This is a genomic window from Streptomyces coacervatus, from assembly GCF_029223485.1.
GTDB lineage: Bacteria > Actinomycetota > Actinomycetes > Streptomycetales > Streptomycetaceae > Streptomyces > Streptomyces coacervatus.
Map to the genome: position 1 here is coordinate 241,524 of NZ_JARHTP010000016.1, position 20,833 is coordinate 262,356.

Sequence of the window (20,833 nt, forward strand, 5' to 3'; positions counted from 1 at the left end):
AAAGGCGTCTTCGCAGGTCAGAACCGATTGTCAGTGGTCGCCTCTACGGTTTTTCCATGACGCGATCTTTGCAGGCCGTGGCCTATCGCCGACCCTCCGTGCTGGAGTCCTCGGCCGATGAACAACGCCTGGGACTCGAGACCTCGCGGGGCGCGACGCCCTCCGGCGCCGAGGACCATCCCCGCTTCTTCGCCGGCTTCCTGACGTCTCCTCAGGTGGCCTCGGCCGGGCTGCTGGCGGTGGCGGACGTGGCCGCCGCGCGCTACTACCAGCGGCAGCTGCGCGCCTCGCTGGACCCGGTGGTGACGGGCAACGGCGACCGGCTGCGCTTCGAGTCCTTCTCGGGCTGCGGCGGGGTCTACGCCCGTCTGGACGTCCTGGAGCCGGGCCTCGACGGCGGCGAGGTGGGGCACGGCACGACCAACGTCGACGTCAACAACCCCTTGCGCGAGGCCCTCTCCCGCATCGGCTCGGACGATCCGCTCCATCTGCGCGTCGGGCCCGAGGAGTTGGCGGTGACGACGCTGGACGGCCCGGTCGTGGAGAAGAAGGTGCCGCTGCCCGACCGGTGGCTGCGGGGGTTCGCGGAGGCCCAGGTGATCGCGGCGGGCTTCGATCTGCGGGCCGAGCTGCCCGCGGCCGAGGCCGTGCGGTTCCTGCGCGCGCTGCCGCGCGGCACGGGGCGGGGCTCCGCGGCGGACCCGCGGTGGGTGGTGCCCGCAGGTCGCACCCTGCGGCCCACCACACGGCCGGTTCCCGGCGCGGTGTGCCTGCCTGGCCCGGAGCGGCTGATCGCCCTCCAGCGTGTGCTGCGGCACGCGACGGCCCTGCGGGTCTACGGTCCCGCCGCCACCGGCGCCGCCTCCGCGGCCGGCGCCTGGGAGGCCGTCCTGCCCGGGATGCGGCTCACGCTCACGCTGTCGCCGGATGCCTCGCGCGGGTTCTCCGGCGAGGGCGGCGTCCTGGACTCGCTCGCCACCGACGAGGCGGCCGAGGACGCGGAGCTGATCTCGGTGCTCCTCGCGTGGGAGCCCCGCATCGACATCGCGGACCTCGCCGCCTCTTCCGGCCTTACGGCCGAGCGGGTCCGGGCGGCCCTGGTGCGGCTGGGCACCTCGGGGCGCGTCGGCTACGACACCGCGGAGGCCGCCTACTTCCACCGCGAACTGCCCTACGACGCCGAGCGCGTGGAGCGCCACAACCCCAGGCTGCGCTCGGCCCGGGCACTGGTGGCTGCGGGCGCGGTCGCTCTGGACGGCCCCCTCGGGACGGTGACGGCACAGGACGGGCATGTGCACCGGGTGCGGGACGAGGCGGGGACGCTCAGCTGCAGCTGTCTGTGGTGGGCGAAGTACCGGGGCGGACGCGGGCCGTGCAAGCACGCCCTGGCGGTGCGGATGGTGCGTCGGGGCGGCGCCGCGGCGGAGCAGGACAGGGCACGAGTCGACGGGGGTGTGCGATGAGCTCGCTGATGGATGCGGTACGGGCGGGGCGGACGGCCGAGGTTGTTGGCCTGCTCGACGAGCTGACGGATGCCGAACGGCGGCCGCTGTTCGCGGAGTTGAAGGCGCTGCGAAAGGAGCTGCGAGCGGCTCCCTGGGATGCCGACTCCCGGCGCGCCTATCCGCCGCTGTATGTGGCCGGGGTCGCGTGCCAGACGGGCGCGGCGGCCGTCGCGGCCTGGATCGCCGCCGCCGACATGCGCTGGTCGCGGACGTCGCCGGCCCTGCTGCTGCGCATCCTGGGCGACCGCGACCCGAAGTGGCTCGCAGACGTGACCCAGCGGCTCGCTCAACGGCCGGTCGGCTCCGGCGTGCCGTACGAGCTGATGGCCGGGCTGGTGCGGCTGTCGGGCTGCCCGGTGCCGACGACGGATGCGTATGTGCGGGGCTGGCTGGGCCACATCGGCGCCACCTGGCGGCGCGAGGACACGGTGCTCGGCCGGCTCCGGCAGGACCCGTATCTGCCGCAGCTGGTGGCCGCGCTCTTCGAGACCGACGACATCGGCGGCCTGTTGGGGTGGTTGGCCGGTGACGGCCCGAACAGTTGGTTCGGTGCGCTGACGCAGCTCGCCGCCGAGGGCGCCCTGGACCGTGGGGCGATGGTCGACGCCTGTGTGTCCCGCCTGCTGCGCGGCGGCTCCGCCGCCGATCACCGGGCGTTCCTGCATCTGTTGAAGGACCTGTCCCTCACGGCCGACGAACAGCGGGAGCGGACCGCCGACTGGCTGGCCCTCGCCTCCGACGGCGTCTCCTCGGTGGCCTCGCACGCCCAGTCGGTGCTCGGTGCCCTCGCCCTGGAGGGCGAGTTGACGACATGCAAGCTGGCGGAGATGTCCGATGCGGTGCTCTTCCGTCCCGAGAAGAAGCTGGTACGCGCCCAGCTGGTGCTGCTCGGAAAGGTCCTGGCCCGGGACGCGTTCGCGGCGCAGGAGCTGTTGCCCGTCGTCGCGCAGGCCTTCAGGCACGAGGACTCGGATGTGCAGGAGCGGGCGCTCAAGCTGGTGGAGCGGCACCTCAAGAAGGTCAAGGGCACCGAGGTGCCCGCCGAACTGGCCCTGGCCGCCGAAGAGTTGATCCCGGGACTCCAGGCCCGCGCGGCGCACACCCTGGGCAACGTCCCCAGGACGGAACCCCCGGTGACATACGAGGAGATACTCCCGCCCGCACCGCAGCCGGCGCGCCTCACCCCCGCGCCGGTCTCCGCGACCGAGGTCGCCGAGGAAGTGGGGGCCGCCATGGAATCCGAGCCCGGTGTGGCCGGGTTCGAGCGCGCACTGGACGGCCTGGTGCGCCACGCGTACCAGGACCGGGACGCCCTGCTGGAAGCCCTGGCGCCGGTACTCGCGCGCCGCTGGTGGAACGAGCCGGAGAACGGGTACCGCACCGAAACCCGGTTCGGCAGAACCGACTTCGCCGTGTCGGACGCGGACGACGGCCTGGACCTTCTCCTTGCCACGCTGCGCGGACGAGTGCACCTGGGGACGCTGCACGCGTTCGTCCAGCACGGGTCCACGGCCCGTGAGTGCGTGCACAGCCCGCTCGCCCGCGCCTTCGAGGCCCGCCTGTGGGAGGTGGCACACCGGATGCAGACCGATCCGCTGCCGTTCTTGCTGTCGACCCCCACGTGGAGCACGGGCCTGCTGGAGCCGGACGAGCTGGTGGACCGCCTCGACGAATACCGGCGCCTGGGCGCGCGTGTTGCGGCGGCGGATTTCGCGCAGGCGCTGCTGCGGGTGCGGCGCGAGGACCGGGCGGCAGCCGCACAGGCCGCCCGGCGCGCGGCGGCCCTCGGCACCCGGGAGGGCAGCCGGCTCGCCCGGTGGCTGACCCATCAGGGGCCCGGCCTGCCGGCGGACCGTCGGCGGACCGCGGGCGAGCGCATCCTGCTCGAGTGCGGTGAACTCCCGGAACTGCAGGAGGACTTCCCGGTGGAGTTCCGCCCGCTGGGCCGACCGGTCAGCGTCTACCGGGAGCGCTGGCACTGCTACCACTGGAGCGACGACATACGACAGCACTGGCTGGCCCTGCTGCCCGAGAGACGCGAGCTGGTAGCCCTGCGGATGCTGCGGGACCTGTCGTCCGTGGCCGTGGACGACGACCGGGGAGCCGCCGGCTGCCTGCCCCAGCTGGCCGAGTCCGGCGGCGCGGCGGGCGAGGCCGTGCACCTGTGTCTGGCGTACGGGCTCGGTGCGCGGCATCCGGAGGACCGGCTCGCCGCCGTGGACGCGCTGCTGACGCTGGCCGCGCGTGGACAGCTCGACGCGGCCCGACTGGGCGCGGATCTCGGCCAGTTGGTGCGGCGCGGGGCGGTGAAGCCGCTGCGGCTCGCGGAGTCGGCGCGGACGGCGGCGGCCACGGGGGCGAACGCCACGATCTGGGGAATGCTGCGGCACACCCTGCCCGTCCTGCTCGCCGAGCTCGCCACCAACGACTCGGGGGCGTCGGCGCGCGGGCTCGGCGATCTGCTGGCGGTGGCGGCGGAGTGCGCCGAGCGTTCCGGGGCGCGGGGCGAGCTGCCGCACCTGGCGCAGACGGCACAGCGCCGCGGCTCGTCCCGGCTGGTGTCGCAGGCCCGTCGGCTGCGCAGCGCGCTCGCCCTGGACGTGGCCGCCTGACCCGTCACGAGGGCTCTGACCAGGCGCGTCGCCCGTCTCCCGATCCCCGCAGCGCAATCAGTTGAAAGATCTACAAAAGGAGCATAACCACGCTTTACCGATCAGTCACAGAGCGTTCGTGATCACGCAACACCTCTCCTTCACAGTGGCTGCATGAGTCGAGAAATGTCTGATGTGACACGTACGAAGCATGGTCGTCCCGTGCACCACTGGCGGCGGGACGTCGTCGAACTCGCCGCCCTGTTCACGGCCGTCGCCGTGGCCGACGGCGTGGCCAACCTGATCGGGCACGGGCCCGACGGTCCCGCACTGCTGGTGATCTCGGCGGTCACCCTGGCCGCCACGGCGGGGTTCCACACCTGGTGGACACGCCGCCACGGTCATGCACCTCCGGCCGGCGATACCGACGCCCGGTCGCTGTCGCAGGAGCAGCAGGCCGGGCCGTCCGACGAGTCGTCGGCGACGCCGGAGACCGTGCCCGGTCAGAGCACGCTGTGGCGGATGCGGACGACGGTGAAGGACGAACCGGGATCACTGGCCGCGCTGTGCACGGCGCTGGCGGGGCGGCAGGTCGACATCCTGAGCCTGCAGACGCATCCGCTGGCCGAGGGCACGGTGGACGAGTTCCTGCTGCGGGCTCCCGCTGGGCTCATGGCGGCCGAGCTCACCCGGGCGGTCTCGCAGGCCGGGGGCAGCGACACCTGGATCGAGCGGGCCGACGCCCACGATCTGGTGGACGTGCCGACCCGGGTGCTGGGCCTGGCGGCCCGCACCGCGCTGGATGCGGCCGAACTGCCGCTCGCACTGCGGCAGTTGCTGGGCCGGTGCACCATCCGTCAGCTGCCCGCCACACCGGTCGGCGGCGGCCGGGGTCCAGGGGGTCTGCCCGTCGAGGGAGCGCTCGAGGACACCGTGATGCGGCTGCGGGCACCGGAAGGCGGAGTGATCACCGTGGAGCGGCCGTATCTGCCGTTCACCCCGACCGAGTTCGCCCGGGCGCGGGCGCTGGTGGAGCTGGACGCCCGGCTCGGGCCGCGCGTGCCGCACAGCCAGGACGTGCTGACGCTGCCCGAGGGCAACGAGATCACCGTACGCCGGGCCGACGCACGCGACCTGGAGGCGGCGAAGGCGATGCACGAGCGGTGCTCGGCACGGACGCTCTCCCTGCGCTATCACGGGCCCGTCGGCGACGCGGACCGTTATCTGAACCACCTGCTCAGCCCGCGCTTCGGCCGCACCCTCGCGATGCAGACCGCGTCGGGGCGCATCGTCGGCCTCGGCCACCTGCTGTGGGACGGGGACGAGACGGAGGTCGCGCTGCTGATCGAGGACAAGTGGCAGCGCCGCGGCATCGGCACGGAACTGCTGGAACGGCTGGTGGCGCTGGCGGCCGAGGCGGACTGCGAGTCCGTGTACGCCGTGACGCAGGCGTCCAACACCGGCATGGTCGCGGCCATGCGCGGCCTGGGGCTCCCCCTCGACTACCAGATCGAGGAGGGCACCCTGGTCATCACGGCCCGCCTGAAGACGAGCCAGGCCGGCTCCCGGCTGCCGTACGAGGCGACGGAGGAGCAGGTCGGCGAGCGGATCGCACGGGACTAGGGGCTGTCCGGCACGGCGCACCTGCGGACGGCCCGGCGGGAGCGCCGGGCCGTCCGGCGTGACGGGACGCGGACCGGCCGGGCCCGGTCCGCGCCCGCGCCTACGCCCTCGGCTCAATCCGGGTGACGCGCGGCGGCGACTCGTATGAGGATGGACCGCATGTCACAGACCACGAACCCGCTGCCCCGCGAAGTCGCCGACGCATACGTCGACGAGCTCATCGCCCTCGACCCGGTGACCGGAACGTACCTCGGTGTGAAGGAGAGTTCGAGCAGGCTGCCCGACCTGTCGCCCGCGGGCCAGGAGGCACTCGCGGAGCTGGCGCGGCGGACGCTGGCGCGGCTCGACGAGGCCGAGCGGCAGCCCGGCGCGGACAGTGACATCGAGCGCCGCTGCGGCCGGCTGCTGCGCGAGAGGCTGACCGCCGAACTGGCCGTGCACGAGTCCGAGGAGGGCCTGCGCCGCGTCGGCAACATGGCCACGTCCGCGCACTCGGTGCGCGAGGTGTTCACGGTGACGCCGAACCAGTCCGAGGAGGACTGGGCGGCGATCGCCAAGCGGCTGCGTGCCGTACCGGCCGCGTTCGCCGGTTACCGCGAGTCCCTCGAACTCGGCCTGGAGCGCAAGCTGTACGCGGCTCCGCGTCCGACGGCCACGTTCGTCGAACAGCTCACCGAGTGGTCGGACACGGACGGCGAGGGCCGCGGCTGGTTCGAGGACTTCGCCTCGGCGGGCCCCGAGGCGCTGCGCGCGGAGCTGGACGAGGCGGCCCGCGCGGCGACCGCGGCCGTGGTGGAACTGCGCGACTGGATGCGCGACGTGTACGCGCCGGCGATCGAGGGCGCCTCGAACACGGCGGGCCGCGAGCGCTACGCCCGCTGGGCGCGCTACTTCAACGGCACGGACCTCGACCTGGACGAGGCGTACGCATACGGCTGGTCCGAGTTCCACCGGCTGCTCGGCGAGATGAAGCAGGAGGCCGAGAAAATCCTGCCCGGCGCCGAGACGCCCTGGGTGGCGCTCGCCCACCTCGACGAGCACGGCAAGCACATCGACGGCGTCGACGAGGTCCGCGACTGGCTGCAGGGTCTGATGGACCAGGCGATCGACGAGCTGGACGGCACGCACTTCGAACTCGCCGAGCGGGTGCGGCAGGTGGAGTCGTGCATCGCCCCGCCCGGCGGCGCGGCAGCCCCGTACTACACGCCTCCTTCGGAGGACTTCTCGCGCCCGGGCCGCACCTGGCTGCCGACGATGGGGCAGACCCGTTTCCCGGTCTACGACCTCGTCTCGACCTGGTACCACGAGGGCGTACCCGGCCATCACCTCCAGCTCGCGCAGTGGGCGCATGTCGCCGAGAACCTCTCCCGCTACCAGGCCACCATCGGCGGGGTCAGCGCCAACGCCGAGGGCTGGGCGCTGTATGCGGAGCGGCTGATGGACGAGCTCGGCTATCTCAAGGACGCGGAGCAGCGGCTCGGCTACCTCGACGCGCAGATGATGCGGGCCGCCCGGGTCATCGTCGACATCGGCATGCACCTGGAGCTGGAGATCCCGGCGGACTCCCCCTTCCACCCCGGCGAGCACTGGACTCCCGAGCTGGCCCAGGAGTTCTTCGGCGCGCACAGCAGCCGCTCGGCGGACTTCGTGGAGAGCGAGCTGACCCGCTATCTGACCATCCCGGGGCAGGCGATCGGCTACAAGCTCGGCGAGCGGGCCTGGCTGCAGGGCCGCGAGAAGGCGCGCGAGCGGCACGGCGACGCGTTCGACCTCAAGGCCTGGCACATGGCGGCGCTCTCGCAGGGCTCGCTCGGCCTGGACGACCTGGTGGACGAGCTCGCCCAGCTCTGACGATCCGTCACGTCAGTGGCGGAAGCCGCCTTCCGAGTCGATCACCTGGCCCGTGATCCAGTCCGCCTCGTCCGTGGCGAGCCATGCGATGAGGCGGGCCGGGTCGTCGGGCATGCCCCAGCGGCCGGAAGGGAATCGCGCGGCAACCGCCTCGTATGTCTCCCCGGTCGCGTAATCCGTGTCCACGGGACCGGGGTTGACGGTGTTCACCGTGATCGCCTGCTGGGCGAGCGTGGTCGACAGGGAGCGTGTGATCGAGGCGAGTGCGCCCTTCTGGAGGGCGTAGGCGATCTCGCCGGGCATACCGCCGGCGATGTCCTGGCCGGAGGTCATCATCACGACGCGTCCGCCGGTGGTGCGCGAGGGCAGTGCGGCGCGGTGCCGGGCGTAGGCCTGGACGAGCAGCAGCACCGAACGCGTGTCGACCGCCCAGTGCGCGTCGAGCATTGCGGCGTCGATGGTGTCGAGGGTGCCGTCGCTGCCGCTGAGGGCGTGGTTGGCGACCAGGATGTCGAGCCGTCCGCCGAGTGCCGAGCCGGCCGTGGCGATCAGTCGGTCGGGCGCGGCCGGGTCGCTGAGGTCGCCGGGTCCCCCGACGATCCGGGCCGCCGGGTCACCGAGCGCCGCACGTACGGAGGCGATCACGTCCTCGGTGCGGTCGGCGCCCCAGGGCATGGCGGTGTCGTGCGGCACGTGGTGGTGCACATAGACGCTCGCTCCGTACGCGGCGAGCCGCCGGGCCACGGCATGTCCGATGCCGGCACGTCTGCTGGCCCCGGTCACCAGGGCGGTGCGGCCGCGCAGGGGCAGCGGGTCACGGCGCAGGTCTTCGGGGGCGGGGTGCGGAAGCCGGGGCATGGACGACCATGATGGGCAACGCTCCGACCCGGCGCACGCGATTATCCGTGCTCGACTGTCCGTTCTCGGCGCTCGACCATCGGCGCTCGGCTATCCGTGCTCGATGCGCCGCAGTTGTACGAGGCCCAGCCAGGTCTCCGGCCCCGGCTGGACGTTGGCCGCGCGCACCGCGTACCTGCCCGGTTCCAGCACGACCCGGAGGCAGTCCGTCCGCTCCGTCTGGCTGCCGGGCCAGGCCGAGTCGAACAGCACGACCGTGCCCGGCACTTCCCAGCGCACCTCGTGCTCCCAGTCCGCGGCGGCGAGGGCCGCGGGAACGCCTGCCAGGAGTTCGTCCTCGGAGTTCGCCGCCCACCACCGTACGAAGGTGGCATGCTCCGGCAGGAAGGCGGTGGAGGCGGGTTCGTCGCCCAGGACCAGGGCGGCCGAGTCGCCGACCGGAAGCAGCCCCACGAACCCGTCGACCTCGCAGGCCCGGTCGTAGTCGGAGGCGGCATCCTCACCGTCGGCACCCGCCCAGAACGGCAGCACCGTCTCCGGCACCGCTATCAGCGGTCCGCCGCCCGACTCGACCCACTCCAGCGCACCGGGTTCCGCGTATCGCACCATGGCGCAGAACGGTACACGCACAGGAATCCACGAATCCGCCGTCCCCCGTTCCTCCCCGCGGCTCCTGTCCGAGGTCCTACGGGAGTGAGCCGGTCGGCGACGGTTCAGCAGCCGCAGTCCTCCGTGGCCACCGGCGCCGTCAGCAGGTCGGCGGGGCGACGCTCGCGGCCCTTCCAGGTCTCGTATGCGAGGCCCTCGCGTGCCCAGTACTCGAAGCCGCCGAGCATCTCCTTGACCTGATAGCCGAGTTCGGCGAGGGCGAGCGCGGCCCGGGTCGCGCCGTTGCAGCCGGGGCCCCAGCAGTAGGTGACCACCGGCACGGACTTGTCGAGGAGTTGTCCGGCCTGCTCGGGGATGAGTGCGGTCGGCAGATGGACGGCGCCGGGGAGGTGTCCCTGGTCCCAGGACTCGGTGGAGCGGGAGTCCAGGACGACGAACCCGGGGTCGCCGCCGGCCGCGAGTGCGGCGGCGACGTCCGAGACGTCGGCGTGGAAGACCAGGCTCGCGCGGAAGTAGGCGGCGGCCACGGCCGGGGCGGCCGGAGCGACGCGCAGGACGGGGTTGACGGCGGTCGTGGTGCTGCTCATGATCTGACCTGCTTTCTCCGACGTTGTCGCTACGGCCAGAAATCTACGGTTGCCGTCGCTCTCCCAGAAGTGGCGTTCCCCGGCCCGAACCTTGCCCGGCCGGGGATTCCCCTGCTATTCCTCCCCCATGACCGTGTTTTCCCCGGACGCCACCGACTGGCGCATCCTCGACGTCCTCCAGCGCGAGGGCCGCGCCAGCTTCGCCGAGCTGGCACGTGCCGTCTCCATGTCGCCGAGCGCGGTCACCGAACGGGTGCGCCGCCTGGAGGAGGCGGGCGTCATCCAGGGGTACGCCGCCGTCGTGGACCCCGAGCGGCTGGGGCTGCCGATCCTCGCGTTCGTACGGCTGCGGTATCCGAACGGCAACTACAAACCCTTCCACGACCTGGTCGCCGTGACGCCCGAGATCCTCGAGGCCCACCATGTGACGGGCGACGACTGCTTCGTCATCAAGGTCACCGCCCGCTCGATGCGCCATCTGGAAGAGGTGTCGGGCAAGATCGGCGCACTCGGCTCGGTGACCACGAGCGTCGTCTACTCCTCCCCGCTGCCCCGGCGGCCCCTCGGTCACTGACCTCGCTGCCGGACGAACGACCCCGATCTTCCCTTCACGACCTCGAGTTGCGCATGGATGCGGCGTCTCAGATCGGCGACATGGCTGACGATGCCGACGCTGCGGTCGCGCTCACGCAGGGAGTCGAGCACGTCGAGGACCTCGTCGAGGGTCTGGTCGTCGAGGCTGCCGAAGCCCTCGTCGATGAAGAGTGTGTCCAGGCGGACCCCGCCGGCCTCGTCGGTGACGACGTCCGCGAGGCCGAGGGCGAGGGCCAGCGAGGCGAAGAACGTCTCGCCGCCCGACAGGGTCGCCGTGTCCCGCTCACGTCCCGTCCACGCGTCGACGACGTGCAGCCCGAGCCCGCTGCGGCCGCGTCCGGTCCGGTCGTCGGAGTGGACGAGGGTGTAACGACCGGACGACATGCGCTGCAGCCGCACGGTCGCCGCGGCGGCCACCTGCTCCAGGCGGGCGGCCAGCACATACGACTCCAGGCGCATCTTCCGCTCGTTGTCCGCCGAGGTGCCCGCGGCGAGGGCGGACAGGCGGGCCACCCGGTCGTACTCCTCGCGCAGCGGGGCCAGCCGTCGTACGCCCGCGGCGGAGCGGGCGGAGAGCCGGTCGAGTTCGCCGCAGCGGCGGGCGGCCGCGTCGCGTGCGGAGGCGGCGTCGCGCAGCCGCTGGGCCGCGACGGCGGCGGCCCGCTCCGCCGAGGCGAGGTCGGCGGCCGGCTGCTGGGCGGCGGCCGCGGTGTCGGCCTCCGCCAGCACGGCCCGTACGGCTGCCTCCTCGGACTGCCAGGCGTCCAGGCGGCGTTGGAGCTCGCGGTGGGCGACGTCGTCGAGGAGTGCGGCGGCCGCGGCCTGCGGGGTGTCGAAGCCCGCGCGGAAGGCGGCGTCGGCGAGCCGGGCGTCGGCGTCCTTGAGCCGCTGGGCGGTGTCCTCGGCGGCACGAGCGGTTTCGGCGCCCTCGGTGAGCAGCGCGACCCTGCGCTCCAGCTGCGCGGCCCGCGCGGCCACACTGTCCGCCGTGCCACGCGCCTGCGCCAACTCCTCTTCCAGGCCGGTCCGTTCGCTCTCAAGGCGCTCGCGGTGACCCACCCGTGAGGCGGCTCTGACCGCCGCCTCCTGCCGCACCGCGATTCGCCGCTCGTGCTCCTGCTCCGCCCGCCGCAGCTGCTCGCTCGCCGGGTGCAGCTCGGAGGCGGCAGCGCGCGCCCGCGCGTACAGCAGCTCCAACTCCTCGACCTCTTCGGCGAGTCGGGCCGTGGGCGTGTCGCCCGCCTCGGCCGTGGCGGCGGCGAGTGCCTCTCGTACGACGCCGAGGCGCCGCTCGCCCTCGGCGCGCTGTTCGTCTGCGCGCTGGTAGGCGGCCAGGGCGCGCTCCTCCGCCTCGCGGTCGACATGCCCGGCGACCTTGCGCGCGAGGGCGGGGTGCTCGGTGGCTCCGCAGACGGCGCACGGCTCGCCGTCGGTGAGGCTCGCTGCCAGCTCGGCCGCGATGCCGTTCAGCCGCTGTTCCTTGAGGTCGAGCCAGTGGGCGCGGGCCTCGGTGGCACGTTCGCGGGCGGCGAGCACGCGCGCGTGGGCCTCATCGGTGTCGCGGGCGAACTGGTCGCGCTGGCGGGCCGCGCCGAGCCTGCGCTGTGCGGGCCCGCGCTGCACGCCGAGCTGCTCGGCCCTTGTCGCGGCCTCCTGCGCGGATTCGATACGGGCGTGCACTCCGGTACGGGTCGTCTCCCAGTCCGCGAGCCAGGCCTCGGCCTCCTGCAGGATCTCCTCGTCGGCGCGCTCCCGGCGGTCGAGGTCGACGCGCTCCGCGACGAGGTCGGCAAGACGCTGCTCGGCGCGACGGGCCGACTCCAGGCCGCCGAGCTCCTCGGTCGTCCGCCGCGCGGCGACGGCGAGCCCGGCCGCACCGGCGTCGGCGAAGTTCTCGGGCAGCAGGGCACGCGCATGCACCTCGGCGGCGGCCGCCCGTCGGTGCTCGGCATCGGCGGCTTCCCGCAGCTCCAGTGCGGGCGCCACCGTCTCGGCCTTGCGGGCCCGCTCCATGCGGGCCTGCGCCTCCTGGTACGCGCCTGCGCCCTCCGCCAGCCGGGCGGCGCGCTCCCGGGCCTCTGCGAACCGCCCCTGCAGCCGGGCCACTTCGCGTACGTCGCCCAGCGTGCGCTCGGCGGCCGCCTGCGCCGACTCCACGGCCGTGAGCCGGCAGTGGGCGATCGTCAGCTGCTCCCGGGCGGTGCTGCGGGCGACGGCTGCGGCGGTGATGACGGCCTCGGCCAGGCCGGGCTCACCCGGTGCCAGCTCCGGCAGTTCCATGACGCCGCCCGCGGCCTGCTGCATGCGGTGCGCGTCGGCCAGCAGCGCGGTGTCCCCCTCGCGGACCTGCGCCTCGGCGGCGCGGCGGCGCTCGGCCAGGCGCTTCTCGACCTCGGCGAAGCGATGGGTGTCGAAGAGGCGGCCCAGCAGCTTGCCGCGCGCCTCGGCGTCGGCGCGCAGGAAACGCGCGAAGTCGCCCTGGGGAAGCAGCACGACCTGGCAGAACTGCTCGCGGCTCATGCCGAGCAGCTGTGTGATCTCCTCGCCGATCTCCTGGTGCGAGCGGCTGAGGTCCTTCCAGGCGCCGGCCGTCGCGTCGTACTCGCGCAGCCAGCTCTGGGCCTTCTCCAGCGTCGTGCCCGAGCCGCGCTTCTTGGGGCGCTCCCAGGGCGGCTGCCGGGTGACCTCCAACCGGCGTCCGGCGACGGTCAGTTCGAGGGTCACTCCCGTGCGCGTGCCGGTCGCCGCATGGTCGCTGCGCAGGGCCAGGCCCTGGCCGCTCTGGCGGGCGCCGGGGACGGAGCCGTAGAGCGCGTAGCACACGGCGTCGAGCACGGACGTCTTGCCCGCTCCGGTCGGTCCGTGCAGCAGGAAGAGCCCGGCTGCCGACAGCTCGCCGAAGTCGACGGTCTGGGATCCGCCGAACGGCCCGAATGCCGTGATGTCCAGCCGGTGCAGCCTCATCGGGCCACCTCCCGCACGGCCTCGTCCGCGCGCACCGCGTCGAACGCGTCCCGCAGCACGGCCTGTTCGCGCCCGTCGGGGCCGGCGCCGCGCACATGGGCGACGAAGTCCTCGGCGATCTGCTGGTCGCTGCGGCCCGCGAGCCGCCTGGCGTACGACACGTCCGGGTCGTCCGGCGCCCGCTCGGGGTCGAAAACGAGGCTGAGGATGTGCGGGAAGCGCTCGGTGAGCCGAGCCATGGGGTCGGCCGGGCGGACCGGGTCGGTGAGGGTGGCCTCGACCCACGCCTCCTCGTGCCGTGCCAGCCCGGGCTCGGCCAGCAGTTCCTCCAGGGTGCCCCGGATTCTGGCCAGCTCGCGCGGCACCGGGCAGTCGACGCGCTCGGCGGTGACGGAGCCGTCGGCGCCGAGGTCGACGAGCCACATGGTCTTGCGCTGGTCGGCCTCCGAGAAGGAGTACGGCAGCGGGGAGCCGGAGTAGCGTACGCGCTCGGTGATCGTCTGGCAGCCGTGCAGGTGCCCCAGCGCCACGTAGTCGACCCCGTCGAAGACCCCGGCGGGCACGGCGGCGACCCCGCCCACGGTGATGTCCCGCTCGCTGTCACTGGCCTCGCCGCCGGTGACGAAGGCGTGCGCGAGGACGACGGAACGGGTGCCCCGCGCGCGCGTGGCGAGGTCGGCGCGGACACGGTCCATGGCGGCGGCGAGCACCGCCTCGTGCCCCGCCTTCTCCACGCCGAACTCGTCCTTCACCAGGGCCGGTTCCAGATACGGCAGCCCATAGAACGCCACATCACCGTGTGCGTCGGACAGCACCACCGGCGTTCCGCACGCCGACGGCTCGGTCCGCAGGTGGATGCCGGCCCGCCCGATGAGGCCGGCGCCGACACCGAGCCGACGGGCCGAGTCGTGGTTCCCGGAGATCATCACCGTGGGCACACCCAGGTCGGCGAGACGGTGCAGGGCGTCGTCGTACAACTCGACCGCGGCCAGCGGCGGCACCGCCCGGTCGTACACATCCCCCGACACGACCACCGCGTCGACGCCGCGCTCACGCACGGTGGTGACAAGGTGGCCGATGAACTCGGCCTGGGCCCCGAGCATGTTCACCCGGTGGAACGCCCGGCCGAGATGCCAGTCGGAAGTGTGCAGCAGTCGCATGATCCCCGAGACTAACGGCCGGGTCTGACATCACGGTCGGTTACTCCCGTATCGGCCCGTCATGAACCGTCCCACACCGTACTGAGATGCGTACGCGACCGTCGCCGTTCCGCTGTGCCTACGCGGATTGTCCGTTGCCGAGCACCCAGCACCGGGTCGGCGCCCCGGCGGTGAGTGCCCGGAGAGACGCGGCCGGCGTCTCGCCCTGGTCGCCGACCAGAACGACGCCGGGCATCGTCGCCCGCCACGCCCCCGTCCTCGCCTGTCCCACCGGCCGTTTCCCGCCCGCTGATCAGCCGGGTCGCCGGCGGAGCCGGGGCGCGAGCACTGTGCGTACGACCTTGGCCACGTTGCTCGCGGCGGATCCGCCCTCTTCTTCGGTTTCCGGTTCCAGCGTGCGCTGGATCTGCAGCAGCAGCTGGTTGGTCGACCGCCAGAGAGGGACGAACATGCCGGCGACCGGCCCGATGCCCTCGACCGGGCCGCCGGACAGCTCGGTGACCTTCTTGGCGACCGTGACCGTTGCCGGGTCGCGCAGGATCAGGTGCACCTCATCGTCGACCAGCCGGATTTCCATCTTGCGGGCGGCGGCCTCGTCCGGGTTCGCGTCCGTGGTCGTCTCCGGATCCAGCTCGTCGATCTTGGCGGCGACCGCGTCCGGATCGACCCCGAGTTCGCGCAGCGCCCTGGCCGCCATGCTGTTCTCCGCCCGCAGCATCGCCTCCAGCAGGTGATGGCTGCCGACCGGTGCGCCACCGGCGAGCGCGCCGGCGGCGGCCACAGTGTCCTGGGTGGCGGGTGTGCCGGCCGGCCAAGGGGCCGCCGCGACGTCCTGTGCTCCCTCCGATGAGGCCAGCACCGCGGCACGGATCCTGCTGATCGGATTGATCCGCCGGGCAAGCACCTTCGCGCCGACGCCCTCGCCTTCCCCGGCGACCAGGGCGAGCAGGATGTGTTCCGTACCGATGTAGGTGTGGTGCAGCTGCTGCGCCTCGCGCAGAGCGAGGTCCAGCGTCTTCTTGGCGCTCGGCGCGAACGGGATATGGCCCCTCGGCTCCGCCGTGCCGGGCTTGGCCACCGCGGCGATATCGGCCTGCGCCGCCTCCTTGTCGTACCCGAGCTGGTGCAGGACTTTCGCCGCCGTGCTGTCCGGCGCATCGAGCAGCCCCAACAGGATGTGCTCCGTGCCGATGTGGTTGTGCTTGAGCAGCCTCGCCTCCTCCTGAGCCGTGACGACCACCTTGCGGGCTTCCACCGTGAACCGTTCAAATGGCATGGGTCCATGGTCTCAACCGTGTCAATACACTGTTATTGATAGGGTCACCGTGCTGAAGGGAAGGTGTGATGGAGACTCCGTCGGACTGGGAGGACCGGCTCGCGCGCTGGCAGAACGAGCTGGAGCTCTTCGAGCAGCTGGACGAGACACCCTGGGTCACGCTGGCCAAGGCGGAAACCGAGACCGGCGTTTCCCGCTCGGCCCTGCGGTCCTGGTACCGCAACGGCGAGATCCAGTCCCGGCTGGTGGACGGCCCGAACGGCCCGCAGCGCCTGGTCCAGCTGGACGCGGTGATCGAGCGCGCCGCAGCATCCCCGCGCATTCAGCGCAGGGCGGAACGGGAAGTCAGCCTGGAGGCCCAAGTCACCCTGCTACGACACCGGGTTGACCAGCTCGAGCTGCGGCTGGCCGCCCTGGAGCGGAAATGACCGGCGCGAGCAGCACCGTGCCGGCGGCCCGAACGGGTGCTCGGGTGCACCGGCCGACACCCATCGCGCCAGAGGCCTTCAGCAGGGGCCGCCCTCCCGACAACATGCGGATCCCTACCGGGAGATGAGCACGAGAGACCGCCTGTTATGGTGCGCCGATGTCATCGATCAAGCAGTTCCAGGTCACCTTCGACTGCGCAGAACCTGCGCGCCTCGCCGGTTTCTGGTGCGAGGTGTTGGGGTACGTCGTGCCTCCGGTCCCGGAGGGGTTTGCCACTTGGGAGGACTATCACCGTTCGCTGCCGCCTGAGGATCAGGTCATCTACTTCGCTTGCAGTGATCCCTCAGGTGTGGGCCCCCGCCTGCTCTTCCAGCGCGTTCCCGAAGGCAAGATCGTCAAGAATCGGGTGCATCTCGACGTGCGGGCCGGCACGGGACTCGTGGGTGAGGAGCGCCTTGCCACACTGGAGGCCGAATGCGCACGACTGGTCGCGCTCGGTGCGGTACACCTGCGAACGCTGCTTGCCGATGACGACAACGAGTCGTGCATCCTGATGCAGGACATCGAGGGCAACGAGTTCTGTCTCGACTGAGCAGCCTCCGAGACGGCGAGGTGGGGAGCCGCCTCCCTCGGGCCTTTCTTGAAGCTGATCCCGTACGGCGCGGGAGTTGTCCCGTGAGGGCAAGGTTGTACAGCCCGGCGATGCCGGGCATGGTGTGGTGATCTCGACGGTCCGCGCAGCTTCCGGGCCGGGTCGGGCTGCACCGCAGGCCTGCTTGTTGCGCCGGACGCCGGACCCGGAACTCGGTGCCGTCGAAGATGCCGGTCCTCCCGGTCGCGCCAAGATGTTCGACGACTTCGCTCGGGGTCCGCAGCCGCACATCGGGGGCGATGGTGCACCCTTGCTCCGCGAGCAGGGGCACGAACTGCTGCTCACGCCCGACGAGTTGGCGGCTGTCAGCGGCGGACGCACGGTCCGGCATGATGTCGGCGCCCCGCTGCCGATCACGTCGGACACGCTGCGCGTCCAGGCGGCGCGGGTCACCGCCGTCGGGCAGGTGCGCATCGTCGTCGCGGCGGTCAGGCGCGGTCGCCGCGACTAGGCATTGCGCGAGCTTCTCGCCCAACTGGCCTTCGCCTCGGACCTCACCCTCATCGCCGCGTCGTACGTCGGCCACCGCACGGCCCGCGCCGCTCTGCGCGACAACGCCCTGCGGCACGGCGCCGAAGCGATCGGCCTGCCCGCGCAGGTCACCGGCGGGTGCCTGCATCTGTCGGTGATCGACGAGGGCCCTGGCTTCCGACGGCACCGCGCACGCCGAGAACACGCCTTCAGGGCCCACCGTCACGCTCGACATCGCCTGCTGAGACCCGCGTAGCGTGAAGGGAGAAGGAGATGAGGGTCATGACCGGACAGGTATTGACCGAGGTCAGCGCAGCCGTCGCACCCGAACGGGAGGCCGACCTTGTCGCCGCCTACCGTGAACTTGTCGCAGGTACCCTGCCCGATGGGCTGGTGCGTACTGAGCTGCTGGGCGGACAGGACGGACACTGGCGCATTCAGACGCTGTGGCGGGACCGCGCCGCACTGGACGCGATGCGCGCGGCCCCGGAGGGGCCGGCAGCGCCCCGGCTCTTCCGTGAAGTCGGCGCCGAACCTGCTCTCGCGCTGTTCGACGTCAAGGCACACCGCACCGCGCAGACTCCCATGTAGGTGGCCCCATGCCGGTCCGATCCCGAGCACGACGGCGAGTGCGGCGAAACCGAGCGGGGTGATCAGGCCGGTGCCGGCACCAACACGGGACCGGTTTTACCGACCGTGGCGTACCGACTGTTCGTGCTGACGGAGACGTCGCCGGGCCGTTGCCCGCGCCTTCCACTGCCCTGGCACTGACACTGCCGTACCGGAGTGCCGATCAAGAACGCCGCAGACACCCTTCGGGCAGGGCCGTCCCGGTGCTGTGAAGGTGTTCGATGGCTGCGGCAAAGGAATAGCAGTCGAAGAGCGCCGAATGCTCGTTGCCGGCGGCCGGTTTGGGGAGTCCGAGAACCTGCCACAGACGGCCCACATTGGAGGACGCGGTTTCCGGTGCGAGGGAGTTCAGCCAGGGCCGGATATTCAGGAAATGCGCGGCCAGGAACCCGTTCTTGACCTCTTCTCCGCGAGCTCGCGCCCAGCCGACGTTCTCGCCGAGAACGACCATGTCGTTGCCGTAGGAGAGCACCGCCTCGCCCCGGCAGAAACCCAGGAAGTCACCCAGGGCCTCGGCCGCGGGAATCCCGTCCCGGTCCACCCGCTCCTGCTCGATGCCGGTGAGCTCGGTGAAGTACGCGGACAGGCGGGGGTTGACCACAGGGCGGACCAGCGCTTCGTACTCCTCGACCACGGAACAGTCCTCACGCAGGCGCAGCGCCCCGATCTGCACGATCTCACGGAGCTGCCCCGGTGCTCCCCAGTCCTGTTCGAGTGCCCCCGGCCATGACGTGAATTCGAGGTCGAACACAACGAATGTGGACACTACAGAACTCCCTCTGGTGCAGATTGCCGCCACATTATCCCGGACCCTTGCAACACGAGGCGTTTTCCCGTGAGATCCACTTCCAGTCGTCATTACATGACCCGCGCCGTTTATCAACGAGTTGTGCAACCGGCAGCCGGCATAGGTCATCACGTCGACTATGGCACTAATGTGCGGCGTGATCGCCTCATTCCCCGGTACAGGACTCCTCGATGCAGCGGAGCAGGAACGGAACCATGCCCCGTTCCAGCAAGGCCAGTTCCCAGGCCCTCCGCGCCTTCGTCACGTGCGACTCGGCGTCGCCGGCGCAGACGGAACGCCGACGCGCCGCGATCACCGACAGCCAGATCAGGTCACCGACCACCGCACCGACGGCCACCGCGCAGAGGAGCAGTCCCGCGGTGATCAGACCGTCGCCGACGTAGGGCCGCCCGCCGAAGACACGCAACCCGCAACCGGGCACAAGGAAGAGGAGCCCCAGCACGGCCAACAGCCCCGGGTACAGCACCGCCGGCGCGCGCAGCGACCACCTGCCGGTGCTCCGAACCGCCGATGCTTCGCCGTCCGGAGACGGACTGGAGCCCATGGCCACCGCTTCGAGGTAGGCGCGGTACTCGGCGTCCGCCGATGCCGAGATCGCCGTACGCGCCTGAAGCACTCTCACGCGCAGACACCCGCGGCTGACGGTGCTTCCGCAACGCTCGACCGCCTCCTCGATCTCGGCGCGGCCCATGGCCTCGTCCAGCACCCGCTCGAACACGGCACTGGACTCCGGCCTTGACGGTTCGTCATCCGTCATACGTCCCCCGATGTTGACAGCCTGGTCATTGTCGGCGCCTTCAGGACGGAGCCGTGAGTCCAATGCGGCGGCCGTCGGTCCGCGGTCCCGACTCGGCGCGAGGCGCCCCTTCCCCAGAGACCCGGTCAGGCATTGAGCGCCCCGGTGGCCAGGAGCCCGAGCAGCCCCAACCCGACGACGATCCGGTAGATCACGAAAGCGTTGAAGGAGTGCTTGGCGACGAACTTCAGCAGCCACGCGATGGAGGCGTACGCGACCACGAACGAGACGGCGGTTCCGACGGCCAGCGGCACCGCACCGACCCCGGCGCCCACGGCATCCTTCAGTTCGTACAGGCCGGCGCCCGTCAGGGCCGGAATGCCGAGGAAGAAGGAGAGTCGGGTCGCCGCCACCCGGTCCAGGTCCAGGATCAGGGCCGTGGACATGGTGGCGCCGGAGCGGGAGAAGCCGGGAAAGAGCAGGGCGAGAATCTGTGAGCAGCCGACCAGCATCGCGTCCTTGAAGGTGGTGTCGTCCTCACCCCGCTTGTGCCGGCCCATCTGGTCGGCCGCCCACATCACACCGGAGCCGACGATGAGCGAGCCGGCCACCACCCACAGCGAGCCGAGCGGCCCCTCGACGAGCTTCTTGGCGGCCAACCCCACGACCACGATCGGGATGGTGGCGTAGATGACCCACCAGGCGAACTTGTAGTCGTGGTGGTGGCGCTCCTCGCGATTGCGGAGGCCGCGGCCCCAGGCGGAGACGATGCGCGTGATGTCCTTGAAGAAGTACACGAGTACGGCGGCGATCGCGCCGACCTGGATGACTGCGGTGAAGCCGACCACCGAGGTGTCGTCGACCGGGATGTCCATCAGCCCCTCGGTGATCTTCAGATGTCCGGTGGAGGAGACGGGCAGGAACTCGGTCACCCCCTCGACGACTCCGAGGACGGCGGCCTGGCCGATGCTGATGGCGCTCATGGGGGACCCATCTGTGTGGCACACTCGGGACACGGAAGCTTTTACACGGGAGTAAAACTCCTACACGGGTGTAGAAGATAGAGGGCGATGCGGGAGAACGACAAACCCATGGACGCCGATACGCACGGGCGGGGTCCGAAACGGGCGAACGGCGCCCGCGAGGCCGAGTTCCTCGCCCTGCTCCAGCAGGCCGGCACCGCGCTGACCCCGGGCGAGGTGACCGAACGCCTCCGCGACGGACTGACGTACAACAGCGTGGTGACGATCCTGACCCGCATGCACACCAAGGGCCTGCTCACCCGCAACCCGCGCGGACGGGCCTACGCCTACGCCCCCGTCACCGACGACGCCGGGTTCGCCGCCCGCCGCATGAAAACCGTCCTGGAGGAGCGCCCCGACCGCGAGGCCGTCCTCGCCCGCTTCGCCGACGGCCTGTCCGACACGGACGCCGACCTGCTGCGCCAACTGCTCGGCCCCGAGCAGGACTCCGACCGGTAGGAGGCGAC

The 20,833-nt window shown here is 71.8% G+C and carries 20 protein-coding genes; 11 read left to right on the plus strand and 9 right to left on the minus strand.

Features of this window, described 5'->3' with window-relative positions:
* Window positions 1-56 precede the first annotated feature (56 nt).
* The 4 genes from P2Q00_RS34455 (at window position 57) to P2Q00_RS34470 (ending at window position 7,570) form a co-directional block, all read left to right on the plus strand.
* Window positions 57-1,463, plus strand: coding sequence for an SWIM zinc finger family protein (locus P2Q00_RS34455; RefSeq protein WP_275777602.1), 1,407 nt, complete (start codon window positions 57-59; stop codon window positions 1,461-1,463).
* Window positions 1,460-4,117 carry a DUF7824 domain-containing protein gene (locus tag P2Q00_RS34460; RefSeq protein ID WP_275777604.1) on the plus strand — a complete coding sequence of 886 codons (2,658 nt, stop codon included), beginning with the start codon at window positions 1,460-1,462 and terminating at the stop codon, window positions 4,115-4,117. The genes P2Q00_RS34455 and P2Q00_RS34460 overlap by 4 nt, the downstream gene beginning before the upstream one ends.
* A gap of 165 nt (window positions 4,118-4,282) precedes the next feature.
* Window positions 4,283-5,719: a GNAT family N-acetyltransferase gene (locus P2Q00_RS34465; protein ID WP_275777606.1), complete on the plus strand. Its 1,437-nt coding sequence runs from the start codon at window positions 4,283-4,285 to the stop codon at window positions 5,717-5,719.
* 159 nt (window positions 5,720-5,878) lie between these two features.
* Window positions 5,879-7,570, plus strand: coding sequence for a DUF885 domain-containing protein (locus tag P2Q00_RS34470; RefSeq protein ID WP_275777608.1), 1,692 nt, complete (start codon window positions 5,879-5,881; stop codon window positions 7,568-7,570).
* 12 nt (window positions 7,571-7,582) lie between these two features.
* On the opposite strand, the gene P2Q00_RS34475 is transcribed toward P2Q00_RS34470, so the two are convergent.
* The 3 genes from P2Q00_RS34475 to P2Q00_RS34485 form a co-directional block, all read right to left on the minus strand.
* Window positions 7,583-8,428 (minus strand): SDR family oxidoreductase, encoded by an 846-nt coding sequence (locus tag P2Q00_RS34475; protein WP_275777610.1) that lies wholly within the window; start codon window positions 8,426-8,428, stop codon window positions 7,583-7,585.
* Between the two features lie 90 nt (window positions 8,429-8,518).
* Window positions 8,519-9,037 (minus strand): immunity 21 family protein, encoded by a 519-nt coding sequence (locus P2Q00_RS34480; protein ID WP_275777612.1) that lies wholly within the window; start codon window positions 9,035-9,037, stop codon window positions 8,519-8,521.
* 104 nt (window positions 9,038-9,141) lie between these two features.
* Window positions 9,142-9,624: a rhodanese-like domain-containing protein gene (locus P2Q00_RS34485; protein ID WP_275777613.1), complete on the minus strand. Its 483-nt coding sequence runs from the start codon at window positions 9,622-9,624 to the stop codon at window positions 9,142-9,144.
* 127 nt (window positions 9,625-9,751) lie between these two features.
* Between P2Q00_RS34485 and P2Q00_RS34490 the strand changes: the two genes are divergently transcribed.
* A complete protein-coding gene (locus tag P2Q00_RS34490) occupies window positions 9,752-10,198 on the plus strand; it encodes an Lrp/AsnC family transcriptional regulator (protein WP_275777614.1) in 447 nt (148 codons plus the stop codon).
* Here the strand turns inward: P2Q00_RS34490 and P2Q00_RS34495 are convergent.
* The 3 genes from P2Q00_RS34495 to P2Q00_RS34505 form a co-directional block, all read right to left on the minus strand.
* Complete coding sequence (locus P2Q00_RS34495) at window positions 10,192-13,182, minus strand: AAA family ATPase (protein WP_275777615.1); 2,991 nt, start codon at window positions 13,180-13,182, stop codon at window positions 10,192-10,194. The two genes, P2Q00_RS34490 and P2Q00_RS34495, sit on opposite strands and share 7 nt — an antisense overlap.
* Entirely contained in the window at window positions 13,179-14,342 is a 1,164-nt protein-coding gene (locus P2Q00_RS34500; RefSeq protein WP_275777616.1) for an exonuclease SbcCD subunit D, read from the minus strand. The genes P2Q00_RS34495 and P2Q00_RS34500 overlap by 4 nt, the downstream gene beginning before the upstream one ends.
* A gap of 292 nt (window positions 14,343-14,634) precedes the next feature.
* The gene (locus P2Q00_RS34505) at window positions 14,635-15,618 is read right to left on the minus strand and encodes a Clp protease N-terminal domain-containing protein (RefSeq protein ID WP_275777618.1); all 984 of its coding nucleotides are present in this window, start codon (window positions 15,616-15,618) and stop codon (window positions 14,635-14,637) included.
* A 68-nt stretch (window positions 15,619-15,686) separates the two neighbouring features.
* Between P2Q00_RS34505 and P2Q00_RS34510 the strand changes: the two genes are divergently transcribed.
* From P2Q00_RS34510 to P2Q00_RS34530, 5 genes are all read left to right on the plus strand, one after another.
* Complete coding sequence (locus P2Q00_RS34510) at window positions 15,687-16,046, plus strand: excisionase (protein WP_275777620.1); 360 nt, start codon at window positions 15,687-15,689, stop codon at window positions 16,044-16,046.
* Between the two features lie 158 nt (window positions 16,047-16,204).
* On the plus strand, window positions 16,205-16,639 hold the full coding sequence (locus P2Q00_RS34515; RefSeq protein WP_275777622.1) for a VOC family protein: 435 nt from the start codon (window positions 16,205-16,207) through the stop codon (window positions 16,637-16,639).
* A gap of 310 nt (window positions 16,640-16,949) precedes the next feature.
* On the plus strand, window positions 16,950-17,150 hold the full coding sequence (locus tag P2Q00_RS34520; protein ID WP_275777624.1) for a hypothetical protein: 201 nt from the start codon (window positions 16,950-16,952) through the stop codon (window positions 17,148-17,150).
* 3 nt (window positions 17,151-17,153) lie between these two features.
* Window positions 17,154-17,426: a hypothetical protein gene (locus P2Q00_RS34525; RefSeq protein ID WP_275777626.1), complete on the plus strand. Its 273-nt coding sequence runs from the start codon at window positions 17,154-17,156 to the stop codon at window positions 17,424-17,426.
* A 26-nt stretch (window positions 17,427-17,452) separates the two neighbouring features.
* Entirely contained in the window at window positions 17,453-17,761 is a 309-nt protein-coding gene (locus P2Q00_RS34530) for an antibiotic biosynthesis monooxygenase (RefSeq protein WP_275777628.1), read from the plus strand.
* A 202-nt stretch (window positions 17,762-17,963) separates the two neighbouring features.
* Here the strand turns inward: P2Q00_RS34530 and P2Q00_RS34535 are convergent, their stop codons facing one another.
* The 3 genes from P2Q00_RS34535 to P2Q00_RS34545 all read right to left on the minus strand — a co-directional run bounded on the left by P2Q00_RS34535 (window position 17,964) and on the right by P2Q00_RS34545 (window position 20,327).
* Window positions 17,964-18,566 carry a 3'-5' exonuclease gene (locus tag P2Q00_RS34535; protein ID WP_275777630.1) on the minus strand — a complete coding sequence of 201 codons (603 nt, stop codon included), beginning with the start codon at window positions 18,564-18,566 and terminating at the stop codon, window positions 17,964-17,966.
* Between the two features lie 187 nt (window positions 18,567-18,753).
* Complete coding sequence (locus P2Q00_RS34540; RefSeq protein WP_275777632.1) at window positions 18,754-19,365, minus strand: hypothetical protein; 612 nt, start codon at window positions 19,363-19,365, stop codon at window positions 18,754-18,756.
* A gap of 125 nt (window positions 19,366-19,490) precedes the next feature.
* The gene (locus P2Q00_RS34545; RefSeq protein ID WP_275777634.1) at window positions 19,491-20,327 is read right to left on the minus strand and encodes an undecaprenyl-diphosphate phosphatase; all 837 of its coding nucleotides are present in this window, start codon (window positions 20,325-20,327) and stop codon (window positions 19,491-19,493) included.
* A gap of 87 nt (window positions 20,328-20,414) precedes the next feature.
* Between P2Q00_RS34545 and P2Q00_RS34550 the strand changes: the two genes are divergently transcribed.
* Window positions 20,415-20,825, plus strand: a complete 411-nt coding sequence (locus P2Q00_RS34550) for a BlaI/MecI/CopY family transcriptional regulator (RefSeq protein WP_275777635.1) — start codon at window positions 20,415-20,417, stop codon at window positions 20,823-20,825.
* Window positions 20,826-20,833 lie beyond the last annotated feature (8 nt).

Bases quoted from the DNA above. Each gene is read 5' to 3' on its own strand.
- P2Q00_RS34480 (WP_275777612.1), bottom strand. From the start codon at position 9,037: ATGGTGCGATACGCGGAACCCGGTGCGCTGGAGTGGGTCGAGTCGGGC.
- P2Q00_RS34475 (WP_275777610.1), bottom strand. From the start codon at position 8,428: ATGCCCCGGCTTCCGCACCCCGCCCCCGAAGACCTGCGCCGTGACCCG.
- P2Q00_RS34530 (WP_275777628.1), top strand. From the start codon at position 17,453: ATGACCGGACAGGTATTGACCGAGGTCAGCGCAGCCGTCGCACCCGAA.
- P2Q00_RS34465 (WP_275777606.1), top strand. From the start codon at position 4,283: ATGTCTGATGTGACACGTACGAAGCATGGTCGTCCCGTGCACCACTGG.
- P2Q00_RS34545 (WP_275777634.1), bottom strand. From the start codon at position 20,327: ATGAGCGCCATCAGCATCGGCCAGGCCGCCGTCCTCGGAGTCGTCGAG.
- P2Q00_RS34510 (WP_275777620.1), top strand. From the start codon at position 15,687: ATGGAGACTCCGTCGGACTGGGAGGACCGGCTCGCGCGCTGGCAGAAC.
- P2Q00_RS34455 (WP_275777602.1), top strand. From the start codon at position 57: ATGACGCGATCTTTGCAGGCCGTGGCCTATCGCCGACCCTCCGTGCTG.
- P2Q00_RS34515 (WP_275777622.1), top strand. From the start codon at position 16,205: ATGTCATCGATCAAGCAGTTCCAGGTCACCTTCGACTGCGCAGAACCT.
- P2Q00_RS34505 (WP_275777618.1), bottom strand. From the start codon at position 15,618: ATGCCATTTGAACGGTTCACGGTGGAAGCCCGCAAGGTGGTCGTCACG.
- P2Q00_RS34495 (WP_275777615.1), bottom strand. From the start codon at position 13,182: ATGAGGCTGCACCGGCTGGACATCACGGCATTCGGGCCGTTCGGCGGA.
- P2Q00_RS34550 (WP_275777635.1), top strand. From the start codon at position 20,415: ATGCGGGAGAACGACAAACCCATGGACGCCGATACGCACGGGCGGGGT.
- P2Q00_RS34470 (WP_275777608.1), top strand. From the start codon at position 5,879: ATGTCACAGACCACGAACCCGCTGCCCCGCGAAGTCGCCGACGCATAC.
- P2Q00_RS34460 (WP_275777604.1), top strand. From the start codon at position 1,460: ATGAGCTCGCTGATGGATGCGGTACGGGCGGGGCGGACGGCCGAGGTT.
- P2Q00_RS34540 (WP_275777632.1), bottom strand. From the start codon at position 19,365: ATGACGGATGACGAACCGTCAAGGCCGGAGTCCAGTGCCGTGTTCGAG.
- P2Q00_RS34485 (WP_275777613.1), bottom strand. From the start codon at position 9,624: ATGAGCAGCACCACGACCGCCGTCAACCCCGTCCTGCGCGTCGCTCCG.
- P2Q00_RS34490 (WP_275777614.1), top strand. From the start codon at position 9,752: ATGACCGTGTTTTCCCCGGACGCCACCGACTGGCGCATCCTCGACGTC.
- P2Q00_RS34500 (WP_275777616.1), bottom strand. From the start codon at position 14,342: ATGCGACTGCTGCACACTTCCGACTGGCATCTCGGCCGGGCGTTCCAC.